We start from the raw sequence: 19590 nt of genomic DNA, 5'->3' as shown, positions 1-19590 counted from the left end.
CTGATCGACGAGGACGAGAAAGCGGCGCGACCCGTGGGGTCGCGCCGCTGTTCGTGCGTCATGGGGGACTTGAACCCTCAACCCGCTGATTAAGAGTCAGCTGCTCTGCCAATTGAGCTAATGACGCGGGACTCGTCGGCGCCGGAGCGCTTCGGAGCGGTGCGTCATGGGGGACTTGAACCCTCAACCCGCTGATTAAGAGTCAGCTGCTCTGCCAATTGAGCTAATGACGCGGGGGCCTTGCGGCCGAGACACTACTTTACCGCCCAGCCCGGATCGATGCAAAAATGGCTGGTGAGAAGACGGCCACACCCCGGCCGTCCGGATGACGGAGGATGCCGATGCCCCGAGGATCGCGCGCGACGAACGGCGACGCAGGACGGGGAAGGGTCGCCGAGGACTATCTCAAGGCGATGTGGAGCGACGAGGAGTCGGGCGGTGACGGCATCAGCGTCAACGACCTCGCGGCGCGCATGGGAGTCGTGGCGTCGACCGCGTCGGAGAACGTCGCGCGCCTGACGGCGCAGGGACTCGTGACGCACGAGCCGTACAAGAGGGTCCATTTCACGCCGGAGGGACGCGCGGTCGCGGTGGGGATGGTGCGGCGACACCGCCTCCTCGAGACCTACCTCCACGACCGCCTCGGTTTCGACTGGGACGAGGTTCACGAGGAGGCGGAGATCCTCGAGCACGCAGTCTCCGACCGGTTGCTCGCCCACATCGACGACGCGCTCGGCCGTCCGGCCCGCGACCCGCACGGCGATCCGATCCCGGACGCCGACGGCGCGGTGCGCGCGCGTCCCATGCGCCCGCTCCTCGACTTCCCGGCCGGGGAGTGGGGGCGCGTCGCCCGTCTCTCCGACTCGGATCCGCAGACTCTGCGCGATCTCGCGGCTGCGGGGATCGCGCTCGACGCGCTCGTTCGGCTCGTCGCCGGTCCGATTGACGGGGCCGGGGCTCCCTGCAACGAGGTCGCCCTCGAGCTCGCCGAACCGGGAACGCCGGTCTCCGAGGTCGATGCGAGCGCGCAGAGGATCGTCCTCGCGAGCTCGACCGCCGCAGCGGTCAAGGCCTCGCCCATCGCCTGACCTCGCGAGAGCATTACCGAAGCACCGCCGACGGCACTACCGAACCCGCGCCGAGAGCATCACCTTCGTGCGCCGAGAGCATCACGTTGCGCCATCGAGGGGATGCGCGCCGAGAAACGGGCGCCGAGTCGATGGTCGCCGAAGGCGCAGGCCCAGAAGCGGCGCCTCAGAGGGCGGCGGACCCCATCGCCGACGGGACGTGAGCGCCGTGGCCGAGGGCGAGGAGCGTCTCGCGCAGCGCCGTCATCGCGGCGTCGAGGTCCTCATCGGAAGCGGGGGCGGCGTTCGAGAGGAGGACGTCGGCCTCGGTCCGCATGGGGATGACGTGGAGGTGCGTGTGGGGTACCTCGAATCCCGCGATGACGAGGCCGGCGCGCGGGACGCCGAAGGCGGTCTCCTGGGCGCGTCCGATCGTGCGGGCGACCTTCATGAGGTGGGCGGCGACGTCGCTCGGGGCGTCGGTCCACTTCTCGTAGGGGTCGCGCGGGACGACGAGGACGTGTCCGGGGGCCGTGGGCTCGATGGTCGCGAAGACGACGCAGACGTCGTCGGCCCAGCAGAACCTGCCGGACCATTCGCCGGAGATGATCTTCTCGAAGACGGTAGCCATGCGCTCATTCTCACCCCGCCGGGGGCGCTTCGGCCCCCGATCGGCTCGGCGGCGCGGGAAGTCGATGGTCTACCCTTGACGCGGCAACGTTTTCGAAGAGAAGGACCAGGGGAATGAGCCAGACGCCGGGCACGGAACCCGCGCAGCGGTACACCGCCGAACTCGCCGGCAGCATTGAGACCGCGTGGCAGGATCGGTGGGACGAGCGCGGGACCTTCAACGCGGACAACCCGGTGGGCGAGTTCGCGGGCCCCCTGGCGGCGAAGAAGCCCTTCTTCCTCCTCGACATGTTCCCCTACCCGTCAGGCAAGGGCCTCCACGTCGGCCACCCCCTCGGCTACATCGCGACGGACACGGTCGCCCGCTTCCGTCGTATGAAGGGCGAGAACGTCCTCTACACGATGGGCTACGACGCCTTCGGCCTTCCGGCCGAGCAGTTCGCCGTCCAGACGGGCCAGCACCCGCGGATCACGACCGAGCAGAACATCGCGAACATGCGCCGCCAGCTCCGTCGCCTCGGCCTCTCGCACGACCGTCGCCGCTCCCTCGCGACGACCGACACCGAGTACGTGCACTGGACCCAGTGGATCTTCCTCCAGATCTTCAACTCGTGGTTCGATCCTTCCGCGACCGCGCCCGACGGCTCGATCGGCGCCGCCCGCCCGATCGCGGAGCTCGAGGCGAAGCTCGCGTCCGGCGAGGTCGCCGTTCCGGACGGCCGCGACTGGGGCGACCTCGATCGCATCGAGCGCGCGAAGGTCGTCGACTCCTTCCGACTCGCCTACGTCTCCGAGGCCCCGGTCAACTGGTGCCCGGGCCTCGGCACCGTCCTCGCGAACGAGGAGGTCACCTCCGAGGGCCGTTCGGAGCGCGGCAATTACCCGGTCTTCACCCGCAACCTCCGCCAGTGGATGATGCGGATCACCGCCTACGGCAAGCGTCTCGCCGACGATCTCGACACGATCGACTGGCCGGAGAAGGTCCGGACGATGCAGCGCAACTGGATCGGCCGGTCCGAGGGCGCGACGGTGACCTTCGAGGTCCCGGCGGCCGCGGCCGCCGGCGCCGAGCCGACCTCGCTCGACGTCTACACGACGCGCCCGGACACGCTCTTCGGCGCGACCTTCATGGTCGTCGCCCCCGAGCACCCGATCCTCGGCGGGACGACCGCGGGCGCGGCCGACGACGCCGCGGCGCTCACCGTTCCCGACGCGTGGCCGGAGGGGACGAAGGACGCGTGGACGGACGGCGCGACCTCGCCGCGCGAGGCGGTCGCCGCCTACCGCGCGCAGGCCGCTGCGAAGACCGAGACGGAGCGCGCCGATGAGGAGCGGACGAAGACGGGCGTCTTCACCGGCTTCTTCGGCATCGACCCGGTGAACGGGCGCCCCGTGCCCGTCTTCGTCGCCGACTACGTCCTGTGGGGCTACGGCACCGGCGCGATCATGGCGGTCCCCGCCCACGACGATCGCGACTGGGAGTTCGCCCGGAAGTACGAACTCGAGGTCGTCCGGACGATCGGTCCGGCCGACGACCCCTACGGCCACGACCTCGAGCTGGGCGCCTACACGGGCGACGGCGTCGCCGTCGACTCGTCGAACGACGAGGTCGCCCTCGACGGCCTCGGCAAGGACGAGGCGAAGGCGACGATGATCGCGTGGCTCGAGTCCAAGGGCCTCGGTCGCGGCACCGTCACCTACCGTCTGCGCGACTGGCTGTTCTCCCGCCAGCGCTACTGGGGCGAGCCCTTCCCGATCGTCTGGGACGAGGACGGGCTCCCGCACGCGCTCCCCGAGGAGATGCTCCCGATCGACCTCCCCGAGGTCTCCGACTACTCGCCGCGCACCTTCGACCCTGAGGACGCGAACACGGCGCCCGAGGCGCCGCTCGGCCGCGCGACCGAATGGGTGAACGTCGAGCTCGATCTCGGTGACGGCGTGAAGACGTACCGTCGCGAGACGAACACGATGCCGCAGTGGGCGGGCTCGTGCTGGTACGAAATGCGCTACACCGATCCGAAGAACCCGGACGCCCTCGCGTCCGCGGAGAACCTCGAGTACTGGATGGGCCCGCGCGAGGGCAAGGAGTCGGGCGGCACCGACCTCTACGTCGGCGGTGTCGAGCACGCGGTCCTCCACCTCCTCTACTCGCGCTTCTGGCAGAAGGTCCTCTTCGATCTCGGTTTCGTGCCGGACGCCGAGCCGTACCACACGCTCTTCAATCAGGGCTACGTCCAGGCCTACGCGTTCAAGGACGCGCGCGGCCAGTACGTCCCGGCCGACGCGGTGAGCGGCGACGAGGCCTCCGGCTTCGTCTACGAGGGCGAGCCGGTGACCCGCGAGTACGGGAAGATGGGCAAGTCGCTGAAGAACATCGTCACCCCGGACGAGATGTACGAGGCCTACGGCGCCGACGTCTTCCGCGTCTACGAGATGTCGATGGGACCGCTCGACGTGTCGCGCCCGTGGGAGACGCGCGCGGTCGTCGGTTCGCAGCGCTTCCTCCAGCGCCTGTGGCGCAACACGGTCGATGAGGAGACCGGCGAGGTCACCGTTGTCGACGAGCCCGCCGACCTCGAGACGCGCCGCCTGCTCGCCCGCACGATCGCGGACGTCACGGTGGAGTACGAGAACATGCGCGTCAACACCGCGGTGTCGAAGCTCATCGTCCTCAACAACCACCTCACGCAGCTCGACTCGGTGCCGCGCGAGGCGATCGAGCCGCTCATCCTCATGGTGTCGCCGGTCGCCCCGCACATCGCGGAGGAGCTGTGGATGCGTCTCGGCCACCCCGAGTCGCTCGCGCGCGAGCCCTTCCCGGTGGTCGCCGACGAGTCGCTCCTCGTGGAGGAGACGGTGACGGCGATCGTCCAGGTCAACGGCAAGGTTCGCGCGAAGCTCGAAGTGCCGCCGTCGATCTCGGAGGACGACCTCAAAGCGCAGGCGCTCGCCCAGGGGCCGATCGAGAAGGCGCTCGCCGGCCGCGATCCGCTCAAGGTCATCGTGCGCGCGCCCTCGCTCGTCAACGTCGTCGTCCCGCGCTGATCGCGCCTCGCGGTCCCTCGGCCCGTCCGGGGGACCGCGATCGACGAGGGCGGAGCCCTCGGTCCAATCGAAGGAGGCGTCATGCCCGAAGGCGATGCGATTCGCAGGCTCGCCGGCACGCTCACCGAGCTGTTCGAGGGGGGCGCCGTGGCGGCCTCGTCGCCGCAGGGCCGTTTCTCGGCGTCGGCCGAACGGATCGACGGGCGCGTCCTCGAGACGATCCGGGTCCACGGGAAGCACATGTTCCTCGGGTTCGTCCCCGAAGGCGCGACGGGCTCCGACCCGGACGAGTGGATGCACGTCCATCTCGGCCTTTACGGCTGGTGGCGCTTCAACGGGGACGAGACGGTCGTCGACGAGGGCTACGGCGTCGCCCACCGCGTGCCACCGGTCCCGGCGGGCCAGTGGAACGGCCACTCGGAGACCCGGTGGGGCGAGGGCTTCGGCGAGGCCGAATCCGGCACGTGGGAGCCTCCGGAGCCCGTGGGCCAGGTCCGTTTCCGGATGTTCAACGGGCACGCCGTCGCCGACCTCGTCGGGCCGAACCGCTGTGAGCTCATCTCCGATGCCGAACGGATCGCCGCCGAGGCGAAGCTCGGCCCCGATCCCCTCGAGGTCGGTGCGCGCGACGACGAGGAGGCGGCCGCCCGGTTCGCGGAGGTCGCCCATCAGAAGAAGCGGGCGATCGGCGAGATCGTCATGGATCAGTCGATCATCGCCGGGGTGGGGAACATCTATCGGGCGGATGCCCTGTTCCTCGCGGGGATCTCGCCCTACCGCAAGGGCGCGAACATCTCGGTCAAGCGCCTCATGGGCCTGTGGGTGCTCATCAGCGACCTCATGAACCGGGGGCTCGCCGCGGGGCGCCTCGAGACGATGGATCCCGACGAGGCGCCGAATCCCCCGATCGAGGGGGACGAGGAGGCGTCGCGCTGGTACGTCTACCACCGGACCGGGCGTCCGTGCCTGCGCTGCGGGACGCCGATCCGCGAGGCTCTCATGCAGAATCGCCGACTGTTCTGGTGCCCGAGCTGCCAGAGGTGAGGCCCGAGCCCGAAGAACCGGGGGAGGGGAGCCCGTCCGGGGATCAGTCCTCGACGTCCTCGAATCCGAGCTGGTCGTAGAGCTTCGCCGCGCCCTTGTGCGTCGAGTCGATGCGCAGGGCGATCGAGTCGTAGCCCCAGTCCTTGCAGCGGCGCGCGATCTCGGAGACGAGGGCCGTCGCGATGCCACGGCGCTGGTACTCGGGGTCGACGATGAGGTCGACGACGAAGGGGCCCTCGGGGGCATCGTCCCAGGGGGACTCTCGGACGACGAGGATCGCGCCGACGAGAGTGCCCCCGTCCCAGGCGCCGACGAAGGAGTCGTCGGTCGTCGTCCCGAAGGCGCCTTCGAAGGTCATGCGGAGCTCCTCGGAGGTCTCGAGGAAGGCCTCCGGGGTCGTCTCTTCGCCGTACGCGTCCAAGGTGAGGACCGCGAGCATCGGAATGTCGTAACGGGTGAGCGTTGCGATCTCGACTCCTGCCGGGCGTTCGACATCGGCCAACGCATCCACCTGTGCGTGAAGTGTGCGCTGTTCCATGCCTCCAGCATAGGTGGCGCGGATCACGTCGGCGGGCATTCGGCTGGTGGCGCGCCCGATTGGGAGAACGCTCAGATGTAGAGCTCGGGCTCCGTGAGGAAGTACGAGGGATCGATGATGAGGTCGGAGTCCTTCGTGTCGGAATCCGATTTGGGGATGAGCCTCGCAGGTACGCCGATCGCGACGTTCCCGCAGGGAACGTCCTTGACGACGACGGCGTTCGCGCCGATCTTCACGCCGTCGCCGACGGTGATCGGCCCGAGGACCTTCGCTCCCGACCCGATCATCACATGGTTGCCGACGGTGGGGTGGCGCTTGCCCGGGTTCATCGAGACGCCGCCGAGCGTGACGCCGTGGAAGATGACGACGTCCTCACCGACCTCGGCGGTCGCGCCGATGACGACGCCGGTGGCGTGGTCGATGAAGACCCGTCGGCCGATCTGGGCGGCCGGATGGATGTCGACGCCGGTGACCGAGCGGGTCGCCGAGGAGATCATCCGGGCGGGCAGGTGGACGCCGCGGATCCACAGGGCGTGGGAGACGCGGTGCGCCCACAGGGCGTGAACGCCGGGGTAGGTGAGCGCCACTTCGAGGGTCGAGGTCGCCGCCGGGTCGCGCCTGCGCGCGGTCTGGAGGTCCTCCTTGAGGAGTGTCCACGCCCTCTTCGGGTTGATCGGCATGCGCGCGTCCTTACTGGATCGGGGGATGACGGCAGTCTATCGGGGAAGGCAGCGGCCCGCGGGCGGGGGAGTCCCCGTACGCGGGCCGCGTGCAGTGGCGGAGTTCAGTCCTTGAGGTGTAGCGCTCGCCGGTGTCCGGGAGGAGGGTGACGATGCGCTTGCCGGCGAACTCGGGGCGGGCCGCGACGGCGGCGGTGCCCGCGAGGGCGGCGCCGGAGGAGATGCCGACGAGGAGGCCCTCCTCGGCGGCGGCTCGGCGCGCGAACTCGAGCGCCTGCGCGGTCTCGACGGAGATCACCTCGTCGACGATGTCGCCGTCGTAGGTCTCGGGGAGGAAGTTCGGCATGAGGCCCTGGATGCCGTGCGGGCCGGCATTGCCGCCGGTGAGGATCGGGGACTCGGCCGGCTGGACGGCGATGACCCGGATGTCTGGGTTGTGCGCCTTGAGGGCCTTGGCGACGCCGGAGATGGTGCCGCCGGTGCCGACGCCCGCGACGAAGACGTCGACGGCGCCGTCGGTGTCGGCCCAGATCTCCTCGCCCGTCGTCTTCACGTGGATCGCCGGGTTGGCCGGGTTGGTGAACTGGGAGGCGATGATCGAGCCGGGGCGCTCGTCGCGGATGCGCTCGGCCTCGGCGACGGCGGCGGAGACGCCGCCCTTGGGGTCGGTGAGGACGAGCTCGGCGCCGAAGGAGCGGACGATGATGCGGCGCTCGACGGACATTGAGGACGGCATGACGATGACGACCTTGTAGCCGCGGGCGGCGCCCACCATCGAGAGAGCGATGCCGGTATTGCCGGAGGTCGCCTCGATGATCGTGCCGCCCGGCTTGAGGGCGCCGGAGGCCTCTGCCGCGTCGATGATCGCGGCGGCGATGCGGTCCTTGACGGAGGACGCGGGGTTGAAGGCCTCGACCTTGGCGACGACGTCGACGTTCTCGCCGGCGACGCGGTTGAGGCGGACGAGGGGGGTGCGGCCGATGAGCTCGGCGACGTTTGCGGCGATGCGGGACATGGTTCTCTCCTGGGGCAGATCGCGCGGAATGCGCGGAAAAAGGGTGGACGTGCGTGGATCACGGGTGCACGAGACGGGGATGCGCGTCATCGTGCGGGGCGAATGACGACGCATCGAGGCGCCATGAGGGTCATTCGCCCAGGAGACACCGACACGGACGCGCCGAAGCCGCGGAGGTCGCAGTCGCGAGGTCCGAAACGAGCTTCCAGTAGGCAGTCACGTTGAAAACTTTACGACCGGTCGGCGGGCGCGTCCACTTCGAGGCGAGTGGCGCCCGTCATGCGGAATTCCGCAACACCCGAGGTCGCTTCGGCGAGGAGGGCGTCGAAGGGGGCGCGCGCGCCCGGCTCCGCGCCGATGCGGATCGCGACCTCGTCGGCCCACTCGACGCCGAGGACGTGCGCCCCGGCGGCGCGCAGCTCCGCCTCGATGCGCCCGGCGTCGCCGAGTCCGACACGGGCCTCGAGGATCTCGAGGTCGACGAGCCGGGCGCGCGGGGCGAGTGCGAGGGCTTCGGAGACGGAGGAGGAGTAGGCGCGGACGAGCCCGCCCCCGCCGAGGAGGATTCCGCCGAAGTAGCGGGTGACGACTGCGCAGACGTTCCACACGCCCGAAAGGCGGATCGCCTCGAGCATCGGCGTGCCGGCGGTGCCCGAGGGTTCGCCGTCGTCGCTCGAGTGCTGCTGCGGGTTGAGTCCTTCGGCGGTGACGAGGTAGGCGGAGCAGTTGTGGCGCGCTTGCGGGTGCTCCGACTTCACGAGGTCGATGAGGTCGCGCGCATGCGAGGCGGAGTCGACGCGCGCGAGGGTCGTGAGGAAGCGCGAGCGCTTGATCTCGATCTCGTGGGTGAGAAGCGTCCCCGAGCGGATCGTCTCGATCGTTCCCACACGCGCCCCCTGTCCTTCCGTGGCCTTTCGGCGTTTCGAGGCCGCGTTCAGGATACGGGGCCGGACTCCCTGCGATTCAGGAGTCGGCCCCGGCCTCGTCCCCGAACCAGGAGTCCATCCCGTCGGAGACGCCGACCCACGCGAGGGCGTCGGCCATCTCCTCGGGGGTCATGAGGAGTCGTTCGAAGGCCTCGGCGACGGCGCGCTTGTCGGAGTCCGTGCCGACTCCGGTGACGACGAGGTGCGTGAAGGCGTCGGAGTCCCACTCGCCGGCGCGCCCGATGGAGGCGGATCCGCCGGAGACCTCCCAGGTCCCGATCATCGTCGGGCGCGAGGGGATCCAGAAGCAGCCGCGGGCGCACACTCCCTCCGGCGCGAGGTCCGCGGCACTCGCCGCGAGGCGCCCCGGGTGGAAGGGGCGCTCGGAGTGGAGGTCGAGCGTCCATACGCCGTGATCGCTCGGCCCGCCCCAGGCCTCGGTCGAGGCGGGGTGGACGCGGGTGATCGCCCGGTCGGGGTCGTGCGCCTCGGAGAAGAGGAGCCGCTCGTCGAGCTCGTCGAGGTGGCGGATCATCAGCGTGTCGAGGGGGCGGAGGTGTTCGACGAGTTCGAGCCCGAGCGCCGCGTCCCCGACTCCCTCGTCGCCGAGCGCGCAGACGAGGTCCGCATAGCCGACCCCGTTCATGAGGACCTCCCCGGTGCAGCGCTCGTCGCCGGAGAACATCGCGAGGCCGAGTTCGGCGAGCGGAGTGTGCGCGAAGAGGTCGTCGCGCGACGTGCCGAGGTCGACGAGGTGGAGCTGCGTGGTCACCGTGATCCCTTCGAGGGGGCCGCCCGCCACGGTGAGGTCGCAGAGCGACGGGGTGACGGTGAGCGCTTCGACGGAGACGGGGAGGGCGAGGACGAGGCGCTCGAGTCCGGAGTCGGCGAGGCCCGCGAGGTAGGGGGCGATGCCCTCGCGCAGGGAGCAGGTCATGCACGAATGGGCGAGGGGGACGCGTTGGACGTCGAGCTCGTCGAGTCCGTCGATCATGCGCATCGTCACCCCGTCCTCGTCGATGTCGGCGACGAGGGAGGGCGCGAGGTCGGAGATCGCGAGCAGCGCGCCGGTGCGGAGCATCGGGGTGGGGGAGGAGAGAACGCCGAGGAGCATGGATGATCCTTCACTCACATCATTTGCATGAAAACGATTCTCAATACTATAACTGGTGGCCGGACTCGTCGACCCGCCGTCGACGAACACCAACTACCGAAGGACGCGCATGAGCAGGACCTGCCAGGTGCTCGGGACGACGCCGGGATTCGGCAACTCCGTCTCGCACTCGCACAAGAAGACGAAGAGGCGCTGGGACGTCAACGTCCAGACGAAGCGCTACTGGGTGCCCTCGCTCGGGCGGACCATCACGATCCGCGTCTCCGCCAAGGGCATCAAGACCATCGACAAGCGCGGCATCGAGGCGGTCGTCGCCGACATGCGCGCGAGAGGGGAGAAGTTCTGATGGCCGCGAAGAGCAAGGACATCCGTCCGATCATCACGCTCCAGTCCACCGCGGGCACCGGCTACCGCTATGTGACGACGAAGAACCGTCGCAACACGCCCGACCGGATGCGCATCCGCAAGTACGACCCCGTCGCCCGCAAGCACGTCGAATTCGTGGAGACCCGCTGACATGGCCAAGAAGTCGAAGATCGCCCGCAATCTCCAGCGCGCCGCCGTCGTCGAGAAGTACGCCGAGCGCCGCGCCGCCTACAAGGCCGCATCGATCAACCCGCACCTCACCCAGGAGGAGAGGGGCGCCGCCATGGCCGCCCTCCACGCCCTGCCCCGCGACGCCTCGCCGACCCGCCTGCGCGGACGCGGCGCGACCGACGGCAGGCCCCGCGGCTTCCTCCGCAAGTTCGGCCTCTCGCGCGTCCAGTTCCGCGAGATGGCGCTGCGCGGCGAGCTGCCGGGCATCACGAAGTCCTCCTGGTGAGGTTCCGGCCGTTCATCCGCCGGCATTCTCCCGTCGTGGGCGATTTCGCGGATCGACGAGGCCGACCCCGCATCCTCTGAAACGAAAGGAGTTCCCGTGAAGCCGGGAATCCACCCCGATTACCATCCGATCGTCTTCCGCGATCGGGCCGCCGACTTCGCCTTCCTCACGAAGTCGACGCTCACCTCGACCCAGACCATCGAATGGGAGGACGGGAACACCTACCCCGTTGTCGACGTCGAGATCTCCTCGGCCTCCCACCCGTTCTGGACCGGCAAGTCGCGCCTCGTTGACACCGCCGGCCGCGTCGAGAAGTTCCGCGCCCGCTACGGCGATCGCTACTCGTCGAAGGCCCCGAAGGGAGAATCGAAGTGAAGGTCCGTTCCTCGCTCCGCTCGCTCGCCAAGCAGCCTGGATCCGTGGTCGTCCGCCGCCGCGGGCACCTCTACGTCATCAACAAGAAGAACCCGAGGCTCAAGGCCCGCCAGGGCTGAGCGCTCGGCGCCGCCCCGACGCGAGCGCGCCGCCCCGCCCTCGTGAATGAGGCGGGCTGTAACGAGGATCGCACTCCCGCCGCAGGTCGGGGCTTCAGGGCCGCGCGGCGCCCGTGCTAGTATTTTCGGGTTGCCGTCAGTGGGAACGGGCCGGTCGGGTCCTTCTCGCGGCGCCGAGCGTCGGGCGGCGGTCCTCGGACCACCAACCGACCACACGACTACCGAGAAGAGAGGGGAGGCACGAACATGGCAGTTCCGAAGCGAAAGATGTCCCGTGCGAACACCCGCACTCGCCGTTCCTCGTGGAAGGCCGATCTCACCGCGCTCGACACCGTCAAGGTGGCCGGCCGCGAGATCCGCGTCCCGCGTCGTCTGGCGAAGGCGTACAAGAACGGTCTGCTGGACGTCGAGGCCTGACCTCGAATCCGCAGAGGGCCCGGCGCGATTGCGCCGGGCCTTTTCCGTACCCGGCGGGCCTCCCCGCCGTTTCGCAGTACGCGGAATCCTCCCCTTGCCGGGCAAGCGCGCGCAAAGCGCCCGTAAAGTAGGCGCGTGAGCGTTTACTCCGCACTCGTGGGGGCGCTGTTCCCGGCCTCGTCGTCCCAGGCGACGACGACCACGGACTTCGTCTCCCTCTTCGTCATCGCCGGCGCGGCGGTCCTCGGGCCGCTGCTTTCGGCGGCCACGCGCAAGCGGATCCCCGACGTCGTCTGGCTCCTCATCCTCGGCGTCGTCATCGGCCCTTCGGGATTCGGCATCGCGTCGATCACCGACGGCGTCGACCTGTTCCGGCAAGTCGGCATGGGCATGCTCTTCCTCATCGCGGGCACAGAGGTCAACATCTCCGAACTCCACGCCCGTCCCGGCCGCGTCGCGATCGGCACCTGGGTCGCGTGCTTCGTCCTCGCCCTCGCCTTCGCCCTGTGGGGGATCTCGACGGCGACCGTGTCGGCCGCGGTGGCGCTCGCGATCGCTCTCACCTCGACGGCGCTGGGGACGCTCATCCCGATCCTCATGGAGGCCGGGCTCATCGGAACGCCCGCCGGCAAGGCCGTGCTCGTTCACGGCGCGGTCGGGGAGCTCGCCCCCGTCGTCGCGATGTCGCTCCTCCTCGGGACGCGGTCGCCGGGGGCTGCGGCCGCGGTCCTCCTCCTCTTCGTCGTCGCGACGCTCGTGTCCGTCGCGCTCCCGACCCGCTTCGTCCTCCGGCACCCCGGAGTCGGCCGCGTGATCCTGCGCGGCGCCCAGACCTCGTCGAAGACCCTTATGCGCGTCGTCATGCTCATCCTCACGGGCCTGATGGCGCTGTCCGCCGTCCTCGATCTCGACGTCGTCCTCGGCGCTTTCGCCGCGGGTGTGATCGTCAAGACTCTCGCGCCGGTGAACTTCTCGACGGTCGAATCCGAGCTGCGCACGCTCGGCTTCTCCTTCCTCATCCCGTTGTTCTTCGTCACCTCCGGCATGAACATCTCGTTGAAGGACGTCATCGCCCATCCCTTCATGCTCGTCTTCTTCGTCGTCGCGATCCTCGTCGTCCGCGGCGTCCCGATCGTCCTCGCCGAGCGGATCATCGGCTCGACCGAGCGGCAGGGGTGGAGGAGCGCGGTGAAGCTCGGACTCTACGGCGCAACCGGCCTGCCGATCATCGTCGCCGTCACCGAGGTCGCGGTCGCCGAGTCGATCATGCCCTCCGACATCGCGTCGATCCTCGTCGCCGCGGGCGGAGCCTCGGTCCTCCTGTTCCCGCTGCTCGCGAGCCTCGAAGACCGTGTGCCGACGCCTAGAATCCTCTCGAGGGCGCCCAAGCGGGCGCGCTGATCGATCGAAGGAGATCGCCATGAAGATCCTCATCGCCCGTTTCACCGCGAAGGACGGTTACGCCGACGAGGTCGCCGAGATGATCGCCGGGCTCGCCCGCGATGTCCACACCGAGCCGGGGAATGTTGCGTTCGAACCGCACCGGGAGGTCGACAATCCCAACGCCTTCGTCGTCTTCGAGAAGTATCGCGATGAGGACGCCTTCCAGGCTCACCTCGCGATGCCCTACGGCGCGGTCTTCAACGCCCGCCTCAACGAGATCATCGAGGAGCCCGAATCTCAGCTCACCTTCCTCGACGCCGTCGAGTAGGGAGCCCGTTCTCTCGCCGACGCGGCTTTCGCCGTCCTTCTCGCTCATCAACGAGGCCGGGGCGGTGGATTCGGCATCAGGGGCCCCGGACGCGCGTCCGGAGGAGGCCGATCCGCGCTTTCACGCTCAGCCCGGCAGGCCCTCGAGCATGCCGGAGTAGTACGCCTGGCCGGAGTGCTGGGCGGCATCGTCGATGATCGACGCGAGGCGGATACCGCGCGTCACCGGTGGATCCCAGCGGTCGTCGACGATGTCGTCAAGCGCGTCGTCGGGAAGCTCTTGGAGGTACTCCTCGGCCCGCGCGTACGCCGCGTTGAGGTAGTCCGAGAGCACCTCGAGGTCGTCGACGCGCACGAGCGCCGCCTCCTCGGCGCTGTGGCGCCAGTCCTCCGTGTCGTCGGGCAGGGGCAGCGCGAAGCGCTCCTTGAATCCCGCGGAGGTCCACAGTGGCTTGAGGCCCGCGAGCGGCGAGAGCTGGTAGTCGATCTCGCGCGCCGTGTGCCACGCGAGCCACGTGAGGGAGAAGACGAGCGGCGCCTGAACGGGCGTCGGAGGAGTGTTCGCCTGCTCGGGCGTCGCGACGGCGAGCGCCTCGGCGAAGCGCTCGCGCGATCGGTGAAGGGTGTCGATGAGAACGTCGCGGAAAGTGCTCATGCTCGAAGCGCAGAAGCCACCGCCCGCATCTCGAGCGTGATCCGATTGGGGGACGGGCGGTCCCGGCCGGTAGGCTGGGACCCGCGCGCAAGCGCTTCGCCTCCGTAGCTCAATGGATAGAGCAAGGGCCTTCTAATCCCGAGGTTGCAGGTTCGAGTCCTGTCGGGGGCGCTCCTCGTCGAACTCGCGACCTGGCCCGCGCGCCGATGGATCGCAGCCGTCGGCGCCGCACTCGCGACGGTCCTCGTCGTCGGCATCCCCACCGACCTCATCGATACGCCTCTGTTCGGGCGGGACGTGCCCGTGACGGCGTGGGCGTGTCCGGTCCTGCTCGTCACTGCGGCGCTCACCGGGATGCTCGTCGCCACCTACGTCGCCCGCAAGGATCCGCCCACGCCGAAGGATCAATCCTCGCTCGGGGTCATCGGCTCCTTCCTCGCCTTCTTCGCAGTCGGCTGCCCGGTCTGCAACAAGCTTGCGCTCCTCGCCCTCGGGTACACCGGAGCCCTTCAGTGGTTCGCGCCCGCCCAGCCCTTCCTCGCCGCCCTCTCGATCGCCCTGCTCGCGTGGGCCCTGAGGGAGCGGATCCTCAAGGAATCGGCCTGCCCCGTCCACCGAACGGACAGGCGGAGCGCCTCGGAGTGAATGCGAAGCCCCGGAGACGGCCACAAGCCGACCCCGGGGCTTCGACGGCGAGATCAGGCGTTCTCGAGTGCCGCCTGCTCCTCACGGGAGAGTCGCGCGATCCCGATGCCGGTCGCGCCCCAGAGCATCGCGAAGCAGATCGCGATCCAGTTGCACACGGCCCACGGCAGGTACGCGAGGGTGGCGACTCCGAGCGTGCCCGCCATGTAGGCGCCGGCGGACGTCCAGGGGAGGATCGGCTCCCACAGGGTCGCCGAGTCCTCGATCGTCCGCGAGAGGTTCTTCGGGTCGAGCCCCCGCTTGATGTACTCGCCCCGGAGCATCTCGCCGGGGATGAGGAGGGAGACCTGGCCGTTCGACGTGATGCCGATCGTCGCGAGGCCCGTGACGATCGTCGCGGCGATGAGGCCGAAGGTTCCCTTGACCGGCTTGAGGAGGGTGGAGATGAGGACGTCGAGCGAACCGGATACCGAGACAACGCCGGCGAAGGTGATCGCGCAGAAGCAGATGAGGAGGACTGACATCATCGAGTTCATGCCGCCCCTGTTGAGGAGCCGGGTGACATCCTCGATGACGGACGAGGCGTCGAATCCGGCCTTCCCGACCATCTCGACGTCGAATCCGTTGACGGCGGCGACGACGGTGTTCTTGAAGGAGATGCCCTCGAAGACGACGGCGTTGAACATCGCGACGGCGCTGGACACGAGGATGACGGGAATCGTCGGCTTCTTCCACATCGAGCCGCCGAGGACGATGAACACCGGAACGAGGAGGAGCACGTTCCAGGAGAACGCGGAGTCGAGGGTCGAGAGGATCGTCCCGACCTTCGCCGGAACCTCACCGCCCTTGAGGCCGAGGCCGGCGACGAGGAAGACGAGGGCGGCCGTGAGGAAGGACGGAAGCGTCGTCCACAGGAGATGACGGATGTGCGTGAACAGGTTGACGCCCGTCGCCATCGACGCGATGTTCGTCGTGTCGGACAGGGGGGAGAGCTTGTCTCCGAAGTAGGCGCCCGACACGACCGCGCCCGCGACCATCGGGAGGTTCGCGTCCATTCCGACGGCGACTCCCATGAACGCGACACCGACCGTGCCGGCGGAGCCCCAGGAGGTCCCCGTGCACAGGGAGACGATCGCGGTGACGACGAGGGCGATCACGGCGAGGAACTGCGGGTCGATGATCTTCAAGCCGTAGTAGATGAGCATCGGGATCGTGCCGCCGGCCATCCATGTTCCGATCAGCATGCCGACGGAGATGAGGATGAGGATTGCGGGCATCGTCTTCGCGATCTTCTCCGCGACCGAGTCCATGATCTCGTTCCACGAGTACCCGAGACGCCAGGCGACGAGGCCGGCGACGACCGCCGAGGCGATGAGGAGGGGCTCGACCGGAAGCTCGGCGAAAATGTAACCGCCGCCGAGGAGCACGATGAGGGTGACGACGGGGATCGCCGCCATCGCGATCGAGGGTCTCCGGTGACGATCAGACATCGTCGTTCGCGAGGTGGATTGAGTACGGGAATCGAGTGACATCATTGTCCTTTCGTCCACGTCAGCGATCGCTGACGTCGGTGGTGCTGCGTGTGGGAATCGGGGAGATCTCGTCGAGGAGTCGGTTGAGCGCGGTGAGGAGTTCGGCTTCGGGGAGCGCGACGTTGATGCGGAACCAGCCGGAGAATCCCGGCCCGAACTCGACGCCGTCGCTGACGGCTACCCGGGAGCGTCTGGAGGCGTCCTCAAGCGCGGCGGATCCCTCGAGGTAGTCGCGCGCGTCGATCCACAGCAGGTACGTGCCGTCCGGGTCCGAGACGGTCGCCCGCGGAAGACGCTCGGCGAGAAGGGCGTGGGCAACGCGCAGGTTGGCGTCCATGCGCGTGATCAGCGCGTCGACCCACTCGTCGCCCTTCGTCCACGCGGCGAGTGCGGCGGGAATGGCGAAGTAGTTCGGATTGTGGAGCCCGGCGCGTCGCTTCGAGGCCTCGAGCGCATCCCCGAGAGCGCCGTGCACGCAGATCGCGGTCGCCTCGAGACCCGCGATCGAGAAGGTCTTGCCCGGTGAGGCGCATTGGATGATCCGCCCGGACTCCCACAGATCGGGAGCGACGAGGGCGAGCGGCGTGTAGCGCCTGCGTCCCGGTCGTTCGAAGTCGGCGTGGATGTCATCGGAGAAGATGAGCGTTCCGTACTCGCGCGCGAGGTCGGCGACCCTCTTGAGTTCCTCTCGCGACCACACCCGACCGGTCGGATTGTGCGGGTTCGTCCACAGGAGAAGGTCCGCTCGACTCATCGACTCGTCGAGCGCCGTGAAATCGATGCGAGCGTCGCCCGCGGAATCGAGGATTCCTGCGCGCTCGATGGTGGCTCCCGCGCGTTCGCAGATCTCGAGGAGAGGAGAGTACGCGGGATCAAGTGTGCAGACTCTTGCGGGCGACATCGTCCGGCTGGGGATGATGTCGTCGACGAGGGCGGAGACGCACTGGACGACTCGGGGGAAGAAGTGGACGTCGGCGGGATCGAGGTCCCAGGCGTGGCGGCGGGCCTGCCAGGCGCTCGCGGCGCGGGCGAAGTCGTCGAAGACCTCGGTGTACCCGTAGGTGCCGTGCTCGGCGGCGGCGACCACTGCGTCGACGACCTCCGGGCAGGTGCGGAATTCCATGTCGGCGATCGATAGTGAAAAGGCGTCGGCTCCGAGCGGAGCCGCGAGGAGGTCCCACTTTGCGCTGTGGGTGCCGCGCCGATCGAGGTGGCTCGTGAAGTCGAATTCCGGGCGGCTCACTTCTTCTCGCCTTCGATCTCGTTGAGGTAGTTGTAAATGGAGAATCGCGTGCAGTGGAGGGCCTCGGCGGCCATTTCCGCTGCGTCCCGCAGAAGGAAGAAGCCCCTTGCCTTGAGGAGTCTCACGACCTCGACCTTGTGCTCCTTCCTCATCTCGTCGACGGGAACCCCCGACTCCGCGACGGCCCGCGAGAGGAGGAGTGTCGCGAGTTCGTCGACGTCTCGAACGAAGACTTCGGTCGTCGCCTGTTCTTCTTCGGCGGGAATCGGGAGCGAGAGGCCCGCGAGCGCGCCCGTGAGGGAGTGAAGGACCTCCCAACTGGAGATATCGCGGTTGATGCAGAGGGCGGCGACGGGCTGGTCGGTCGAGTCGCGGATGATGGTGGTCGTCGAGAGGAGCTCCTTACCGCTCGGAGACGTCGTCCGGTATCCGATGCTGGTGCGCAGATTTCCGGAGGCGACGGCGTCGAGGAGTTTGTCGGTCGCCGGATCGCCGATTGACCGGCCGGTGACATCGCCGGCGATCGCGACGATCGAGTTCGGGAGCCGGGAGAGATCGTGAACGATGACTTCGGCGGGTCCGACGAGCGTCGCTTGCATTGGTTCAACCAGTTGTTGAAGAGTGGAGATGATCTGATCGTGCTCGTTCAGCTTCGGCAGGGAAGCAGTCATGAGAACCCCTCGAATTCGGCGCTTTCAATTCGTTCACCTTAGTGACGAAATCGACAGGCGTCAACAAACTGTTGAAATCAATCGTGTCTGCGACTCGCCGCCCCGCCCTCGTCCGTGGATCAGTTGCGTTACAAGCGTTCGCGGAGCGAATGCCCCCTCGTCTATCCGCGGTAATGGTCGACACACTGTGACCATGACGCACGCAGCCTCCGCCGCCCGACTGGGCAATGCGCGCGCACGAATGCGCTCCTGACACTCCGCACGCTCACCAGTGACCGTGCGCGTCGACGCGCACCCGGAGACAGGACCCTTCCATGACCCCGCCCGACGAGGCGTACGCGACCCCCTGCACCCACGACCACGAGCCCTCCCTCGTCTCCTTCGAGGTGATGCCGCCGCGCAACCCCGCTGCCGCCCCGAATTTCTGGGGAACGGTCGACGAGCTCCTCACGGCCCGACCCGATTTCCTCTCCGTCACCTACGGCGCCGGCGGGAAGGACCGATCGAGCGCCCGCGACGTCGTCGCCGAACTCGCGCGCAACGCGCCGGTGCACCCCATCGCCCACATCACCTGCGTCGGCAACTCGACCTCCGACGTGCTCGACGCCGTCGCCGACGCCCTCGATTCGGGGGCGCGCACCTTCCTCGCGTTGCGCGGAGATCCGCCCGCCGGCGAACCCGACTGGGAGCCCGGAGCTGGGGGAGTGCGCTCGGCGACCGAGCTCATCCACCTCATCCGCACGGTCGAGAAGCGACGCTGCGACTACCACCCCGGAGAGGCATTGCGCGCCGCCTTCGCGCCCCTCACCATCGCGGTCGCCGCCTTCGCGGCGGGCAACCCGGCCGCCGGCACCACTCCCGAGCAGGAGGCCGAGCGGCTCCTCCTCAAGCAGGCGGCCGGCGCGAACTTCGCGATCACCCAGCTCTTCTGGGAGGCCGACACCTACCTCTCCTTCGTCGAGCGTTGCCGCCGCCTCGGCGTGACGATCCCCATCGTCCCCGGCATCCTCCCGCCGACCGACCTCGCTCGCCTCGGCCGCGTCACGGACCTGTCCGGCATCGAGGTCCCGCGACACATCCTCGACACCCTCTCCTGGGCCGAGGACCCCGAGGGCCAGCACGACCTCGGCGTCGGCCTCGGAGCGCGCCTCGCCGACGAGGTCCTCGAGGGCGGAGCCCCCGGCGTCCATCTCTTCACCTTCAACAAGGCGCGACCCGCCCTCGACATCCTCGCCCTCCTCGGGCGCGGCCCCGCCCTCGACCTCGAACCCGGGCGCCTCGGCGCCCGCCCCGCCGACTGACCGAACCGACTAGCCGACCGAACCAGCGCCCCGGCGCCGC

22 protein-coding genes, 3 tRNA genes and 1 pseudogene are annotated in these 19590 nt (G+C 68.8%); 14 read left to right on the top strand and 12 right to left on the bottom strand.

The window, feature by feature from the left end:
• Positions 1 to 54: 54 nt before the first annotated feature.
• A tRNA-Lys gene (locus DY157_RS05150) sits at positions 55 to 127 on the bottom strand.
• A 33-nt stretch (positions 128 to 160) separates the two neighbouring features.
• Positions 161 to 233, bottom strand: a tRNA-Lys gene (locus DY157_RS05145).
• A gap of 108 nt (positions 234 to 341) precedes the next feature.
• Here DY157_RS05145 and DY157_RS05140 point away from each other — a divergent pair.
• Positions 342 to 1088, top strand: coding sequence for a metal-dependent transcriptional regulator (locus DY157_RS05140; protein WP_115727527.1), 747 nt, complete (start codon positions 342 to 344; stop codon positions 1086 to 1088).
• A gap of 166 nt (positions 1089 to 1254) precedes the next feature.
• On the opposite strand, the gene DY157_RS05135 is transcribed toward DY157_RS05140, so the two are convergent.
• Positions 1255 to 1698 carry an HIT family protein gene (locus DY157_RS05135; protein ID WP_115727526.1) on the bottom strand — a complete coding sequence of 148 codons (444 nt, stop codon included), beginning with the start codon at positions 1696 to 1698 and terminating at the stop codon, positions 1255 to 1257.
• Between the two features lie 113 nt (positions 1699 to 1811).
• On the opposite strand from DY157_RS05135, the gene DY157_RS05130 reads away from it, so the two are divergent.
• Both DY157_RS05130 and DY157_RS05125 read left to right on the top strand, forming a co-directional pair.
• Entirely contained in the window at positions 1812 to 4742 is a 2931-nt protein-coding gene (locus tag DY157_RS05130) for a leucine--tRNA ligase (protein WP_115727525.1), read from the top strand.
• A gap of 81 nt (positions 4743 to 4823) precedes the next feature.
• Positions 4824 to 5786: an Fpg/Nei family DNA glycosylase gene (locus tag DY157_RS05125; protein ID WP_115727524.1), complete on the top strand. Its 963-nt coding sequence runs from the start codon at positions 4824 to 4826 to the stop codon at positions 5784 to 5786.
• Between the two features lie 43 nt (positions 5787 to 5829).
• On the opposite strand, the gene DY157_RS05120 is transcribed toward DY157_RS05125, so the two are convergent.
• From DY157_RS05120 to DY157_RS05100, 5 genes and pseudogenes are all read right to left on the bottom strand, one after another.
• Positions 5830 to 6324, bottom strand: coding sequence for a GNAT family N-acetyltransferase (locus DY157_RS05120; protein WP_115727523.1), 495 nt, complete (start codon positions 6322 to 6324; stop codon positions 5830 to 5832).
• A gap of 71 nt (positions 6325 to 6395) precedes the next feature.
• Entirely contained in the window at positions 6396 to 7004 is a 609-nt protein-coding gene (gene cysE, locus DY157_RS05115; RefSeq protein ID WP_115727522.1) for a serine O-acetyltransferase, read from the bottom strand.
• A gap of 112 nt (positions 7005 to 7116) precedes the next feature.
• Positions 7117 to 8019 (bottom strand): annotated as a pseudogene (gene cysK, locus DY157_RS05110) (cysteine synthase A); the annotation flags it as partial.
• A gap of 230 nt (positions 8020 to 8249) precedes the next feature.
• Positions 8250 to 8906 (bottom strand): IMPACT family protein, encoded by a 657-nt coding sequence (locus DY157_RS05105; protein WP_115727520.1) that lies wholly within the window; start codon positions 8904 to 8906, stop codon positions 8250 to 8252.
• A gap of 76 nt (positions 8907 to 8982) precedes the next feature.
• The gene (locus DY157_RS05100; RefSeq protein WP_115727519.1) at positions 8983 to 10059 is read right to left on the bottom strand and encodes a GTP-binding protein; all 1077 of its coding nucleotides are present in this window, start codon (positions 10057 to 10059) and stop codon (positions 8983 to 8985) included.
• Between the two features lie 55 nt (positions 10060 to 10114).
• Between DY157_RS05100 and rpmB the strand changes: the two genes are divergently transcribed.
• From rpmB to DY157_RS05060, 8 genes are all read left to right on the top strand, one after another.
• Entirely contained in the window at positions 10115 to 10405 is a 291-nt protein-coding gene (gene rpmB, locus DY157_RS05095) for a 50S ribosomal protein L28 (RefSeq protein ID WP_456236501.1), read from the top strand.
• A complete protein-coding gene (gene rpmG, locus DY157_RS05090; protein ID WP_115727518.1) occupies positions 10405 to 10575 on the top strand; it encodes a 50S ribosomal protein L33 in 171 nt (56 codons plus the stop codon). Before rpmB ends, rpmG begins: the two co-directional genes overlap by 1 nt.
• Position 10576: 1 nt before the next feature.
• A complete protein-coding gene (gene rpsN / locus DY157_RS05085; RefSeq protein ID WP_115727517.1) occupies positions 10577 to 10882 on the top strand; it encodes a 30S ribosomal protein S14 in 306 nt (101 codons plus the stop codon).
• A gap of 96 nt (positions 10883 to 10978) precedes the next feature.
• Positions 10979 to 11257: a type B 50S ribosomal protein L31 gene (locus tag DY157_RS05080; RefSeq protein ID WP_115727516.1), complete on the top strand. Its 279-nt coding sequence runs from the start codon at positions 10979 to 10981 to the stop codon at positions 11255 to 11257.
• Positions 11254 to 11376, top strand: coding sequence for a type B 50S ribosomal protein L36 (gene ykgO, locus DY157_RS05075; RefSeq protein ID WP_115727515.1), 123 nt, complete (start codon positions 11254 to 11256; stop codon positions 11374 to 11376). Before DY157_RS05080 ends, ykgO begins: the two co-directional genes overlap by 4 nt.
• A gap of 246 nt (positions 11377 to 11622) precedes the next feature.
• Positions 11623 to 11793, top strand: coding sequence for a 50S ribosomal protein L32 (gene rpmF / locus DY157_RS05070; protein WP_115727514.1), 171 nt, complete (start codon positions 11623 to 11625; stop codon positions 11791 to 11793).
• Positions 11794 to 11928: 135 nt separating this feature from the next.
• On the top strand, positions 11929 to 13194 hold the full coding sequence (locus tag DY157_RS05065; RefSeq protein WP_115727513.1) for a cation:proton antiporter: 1266 nt from the start codon (positions 11929 to 11931) through the stop codon (positions 13192 to 13194).
• Between the two features lie 19 nt (positions 13195 to 13213).
• Positions 13214 to 13504: a putative quinol monooxygenase gene (locus DY157_RS05060; RefSeq protein WP_115727512.1), complete on the top strand. Its 291-nt coding sequence runs from the start codon at positions 13214 to 13216 to the stop codon at positions 13502 to 13504.
• A gap of 126 nt (positions 13505 to 13630) precedes the next feature.
• Here DY157_RS05060 and DY157_RS05055 read toward each other — a convergent pair whose 3' ends face one another.
• Positions 13631 to 14158: a DinB family protein gene (locus DY157_RS05055; protein WP_115727511.1), complete on the bottom strand. Its 528-nt coding sequence runs from the start codon at positions 14156 to 14158 to the stop codon at positions 13631 to 13633.
• 98 nt (positions 14159 to 14256) lie between these two features.
• Between DY157_RS05055 and DY157_RS05050 the strand changes: the two genes are divergently transcribed.
• Positions 14257 to 14329, top strand: a tRNA-Arg gene (locus DY157_RS05050).
• The gene (locus DY157_RS05045) at positions 14303 to 14803 is read left to right on the top strand and encodes a hypothetical protein (protein WP_115727510.1); all 501 of its coding nucleotides are present in this window, start codon (positions 14303 to 14305) and stop codon (positions 14801 to 14803) included. Before DY157_RS05050 ends, DY157_RS05045 begins: the two co-directional genes overlap by 27 nt.
• A gap of 53 nt (positions 14804 to 14856) precedes the next feature.
• Here DY157_RS05045 and nhaC read toward each other — a convergent pair whose 3' ends face one another.
• From nhaC to DY157_RS05030, 3 genes are all read right to left on the bottom strand, one after another.
• Positions 14857 to 16293, bottom strand: coding sequence for a Na+/H+ antiporter NhaC (gene nhaC, locus DY157_RS05040; protein ID WP_115727940.1), 1437 nt, complete (start codon positions 16291 to 16293; stop codon positions 14857 to 14859).
• 61 nt (positions 16294 to 16354) lie between these two features.
• A complete protein-coding gene (locus DY157_RS05035; RefSeq protein ID WP_115727509.1) occupies positions 16355 to 17578 on the bottom strand; it encodes a MalY/PatB family protein in 1224 nt (407 codons plus the stop codon).
• Positions 17575 to 18249, bottom strand: coding sequence for a helix-turn-helix transcriptional regulator (locus DY157_RS05030; protein ID WP_115727508.1), 675 nt, complete (start codon positions 18247 to 18249; stop codon positions 17575 to 17577). Before DY157_RS05030 ends, DY157_RS05035 begins: the two co-directional genes overlap by 4 nt.
• 314 nt (positions 18250 to 18563) lie before the next feature.
• On the opposite strand from DY157_RS05030, the gene DY157_RS05025 reads away from it, so the two are divergent.
• Positions 18564 to 19550: a methylenetetrahydrofolate reductase gene (locus tag DY157_RS05025; RefSeq protein WP_115727507.1), complete on the top strand. Its 987-nt coding sequence runs from the start codon at positions 18564 to 18566 to the stop codon at positions 19548 to 19550.
• Positions 19551 to 19590: the final 40 nt, after the last annotated feature.

Source organism: Actinomyces culturomici (assembly GCF_900499005.1).
In the GTDB taxonomy this organism is placed as follows: Bacteria; Actinomycetota; Actinomycetes; order Actinomycetales; family Actinomycetaceae; genus Pauljensenia; species Pauljensenia culturomici.
The sequence above is the reverse complement of the archived record's forward strand: the minus strand, read 5'-3'. Positions and strand labels throughout refer to the sequence as shown.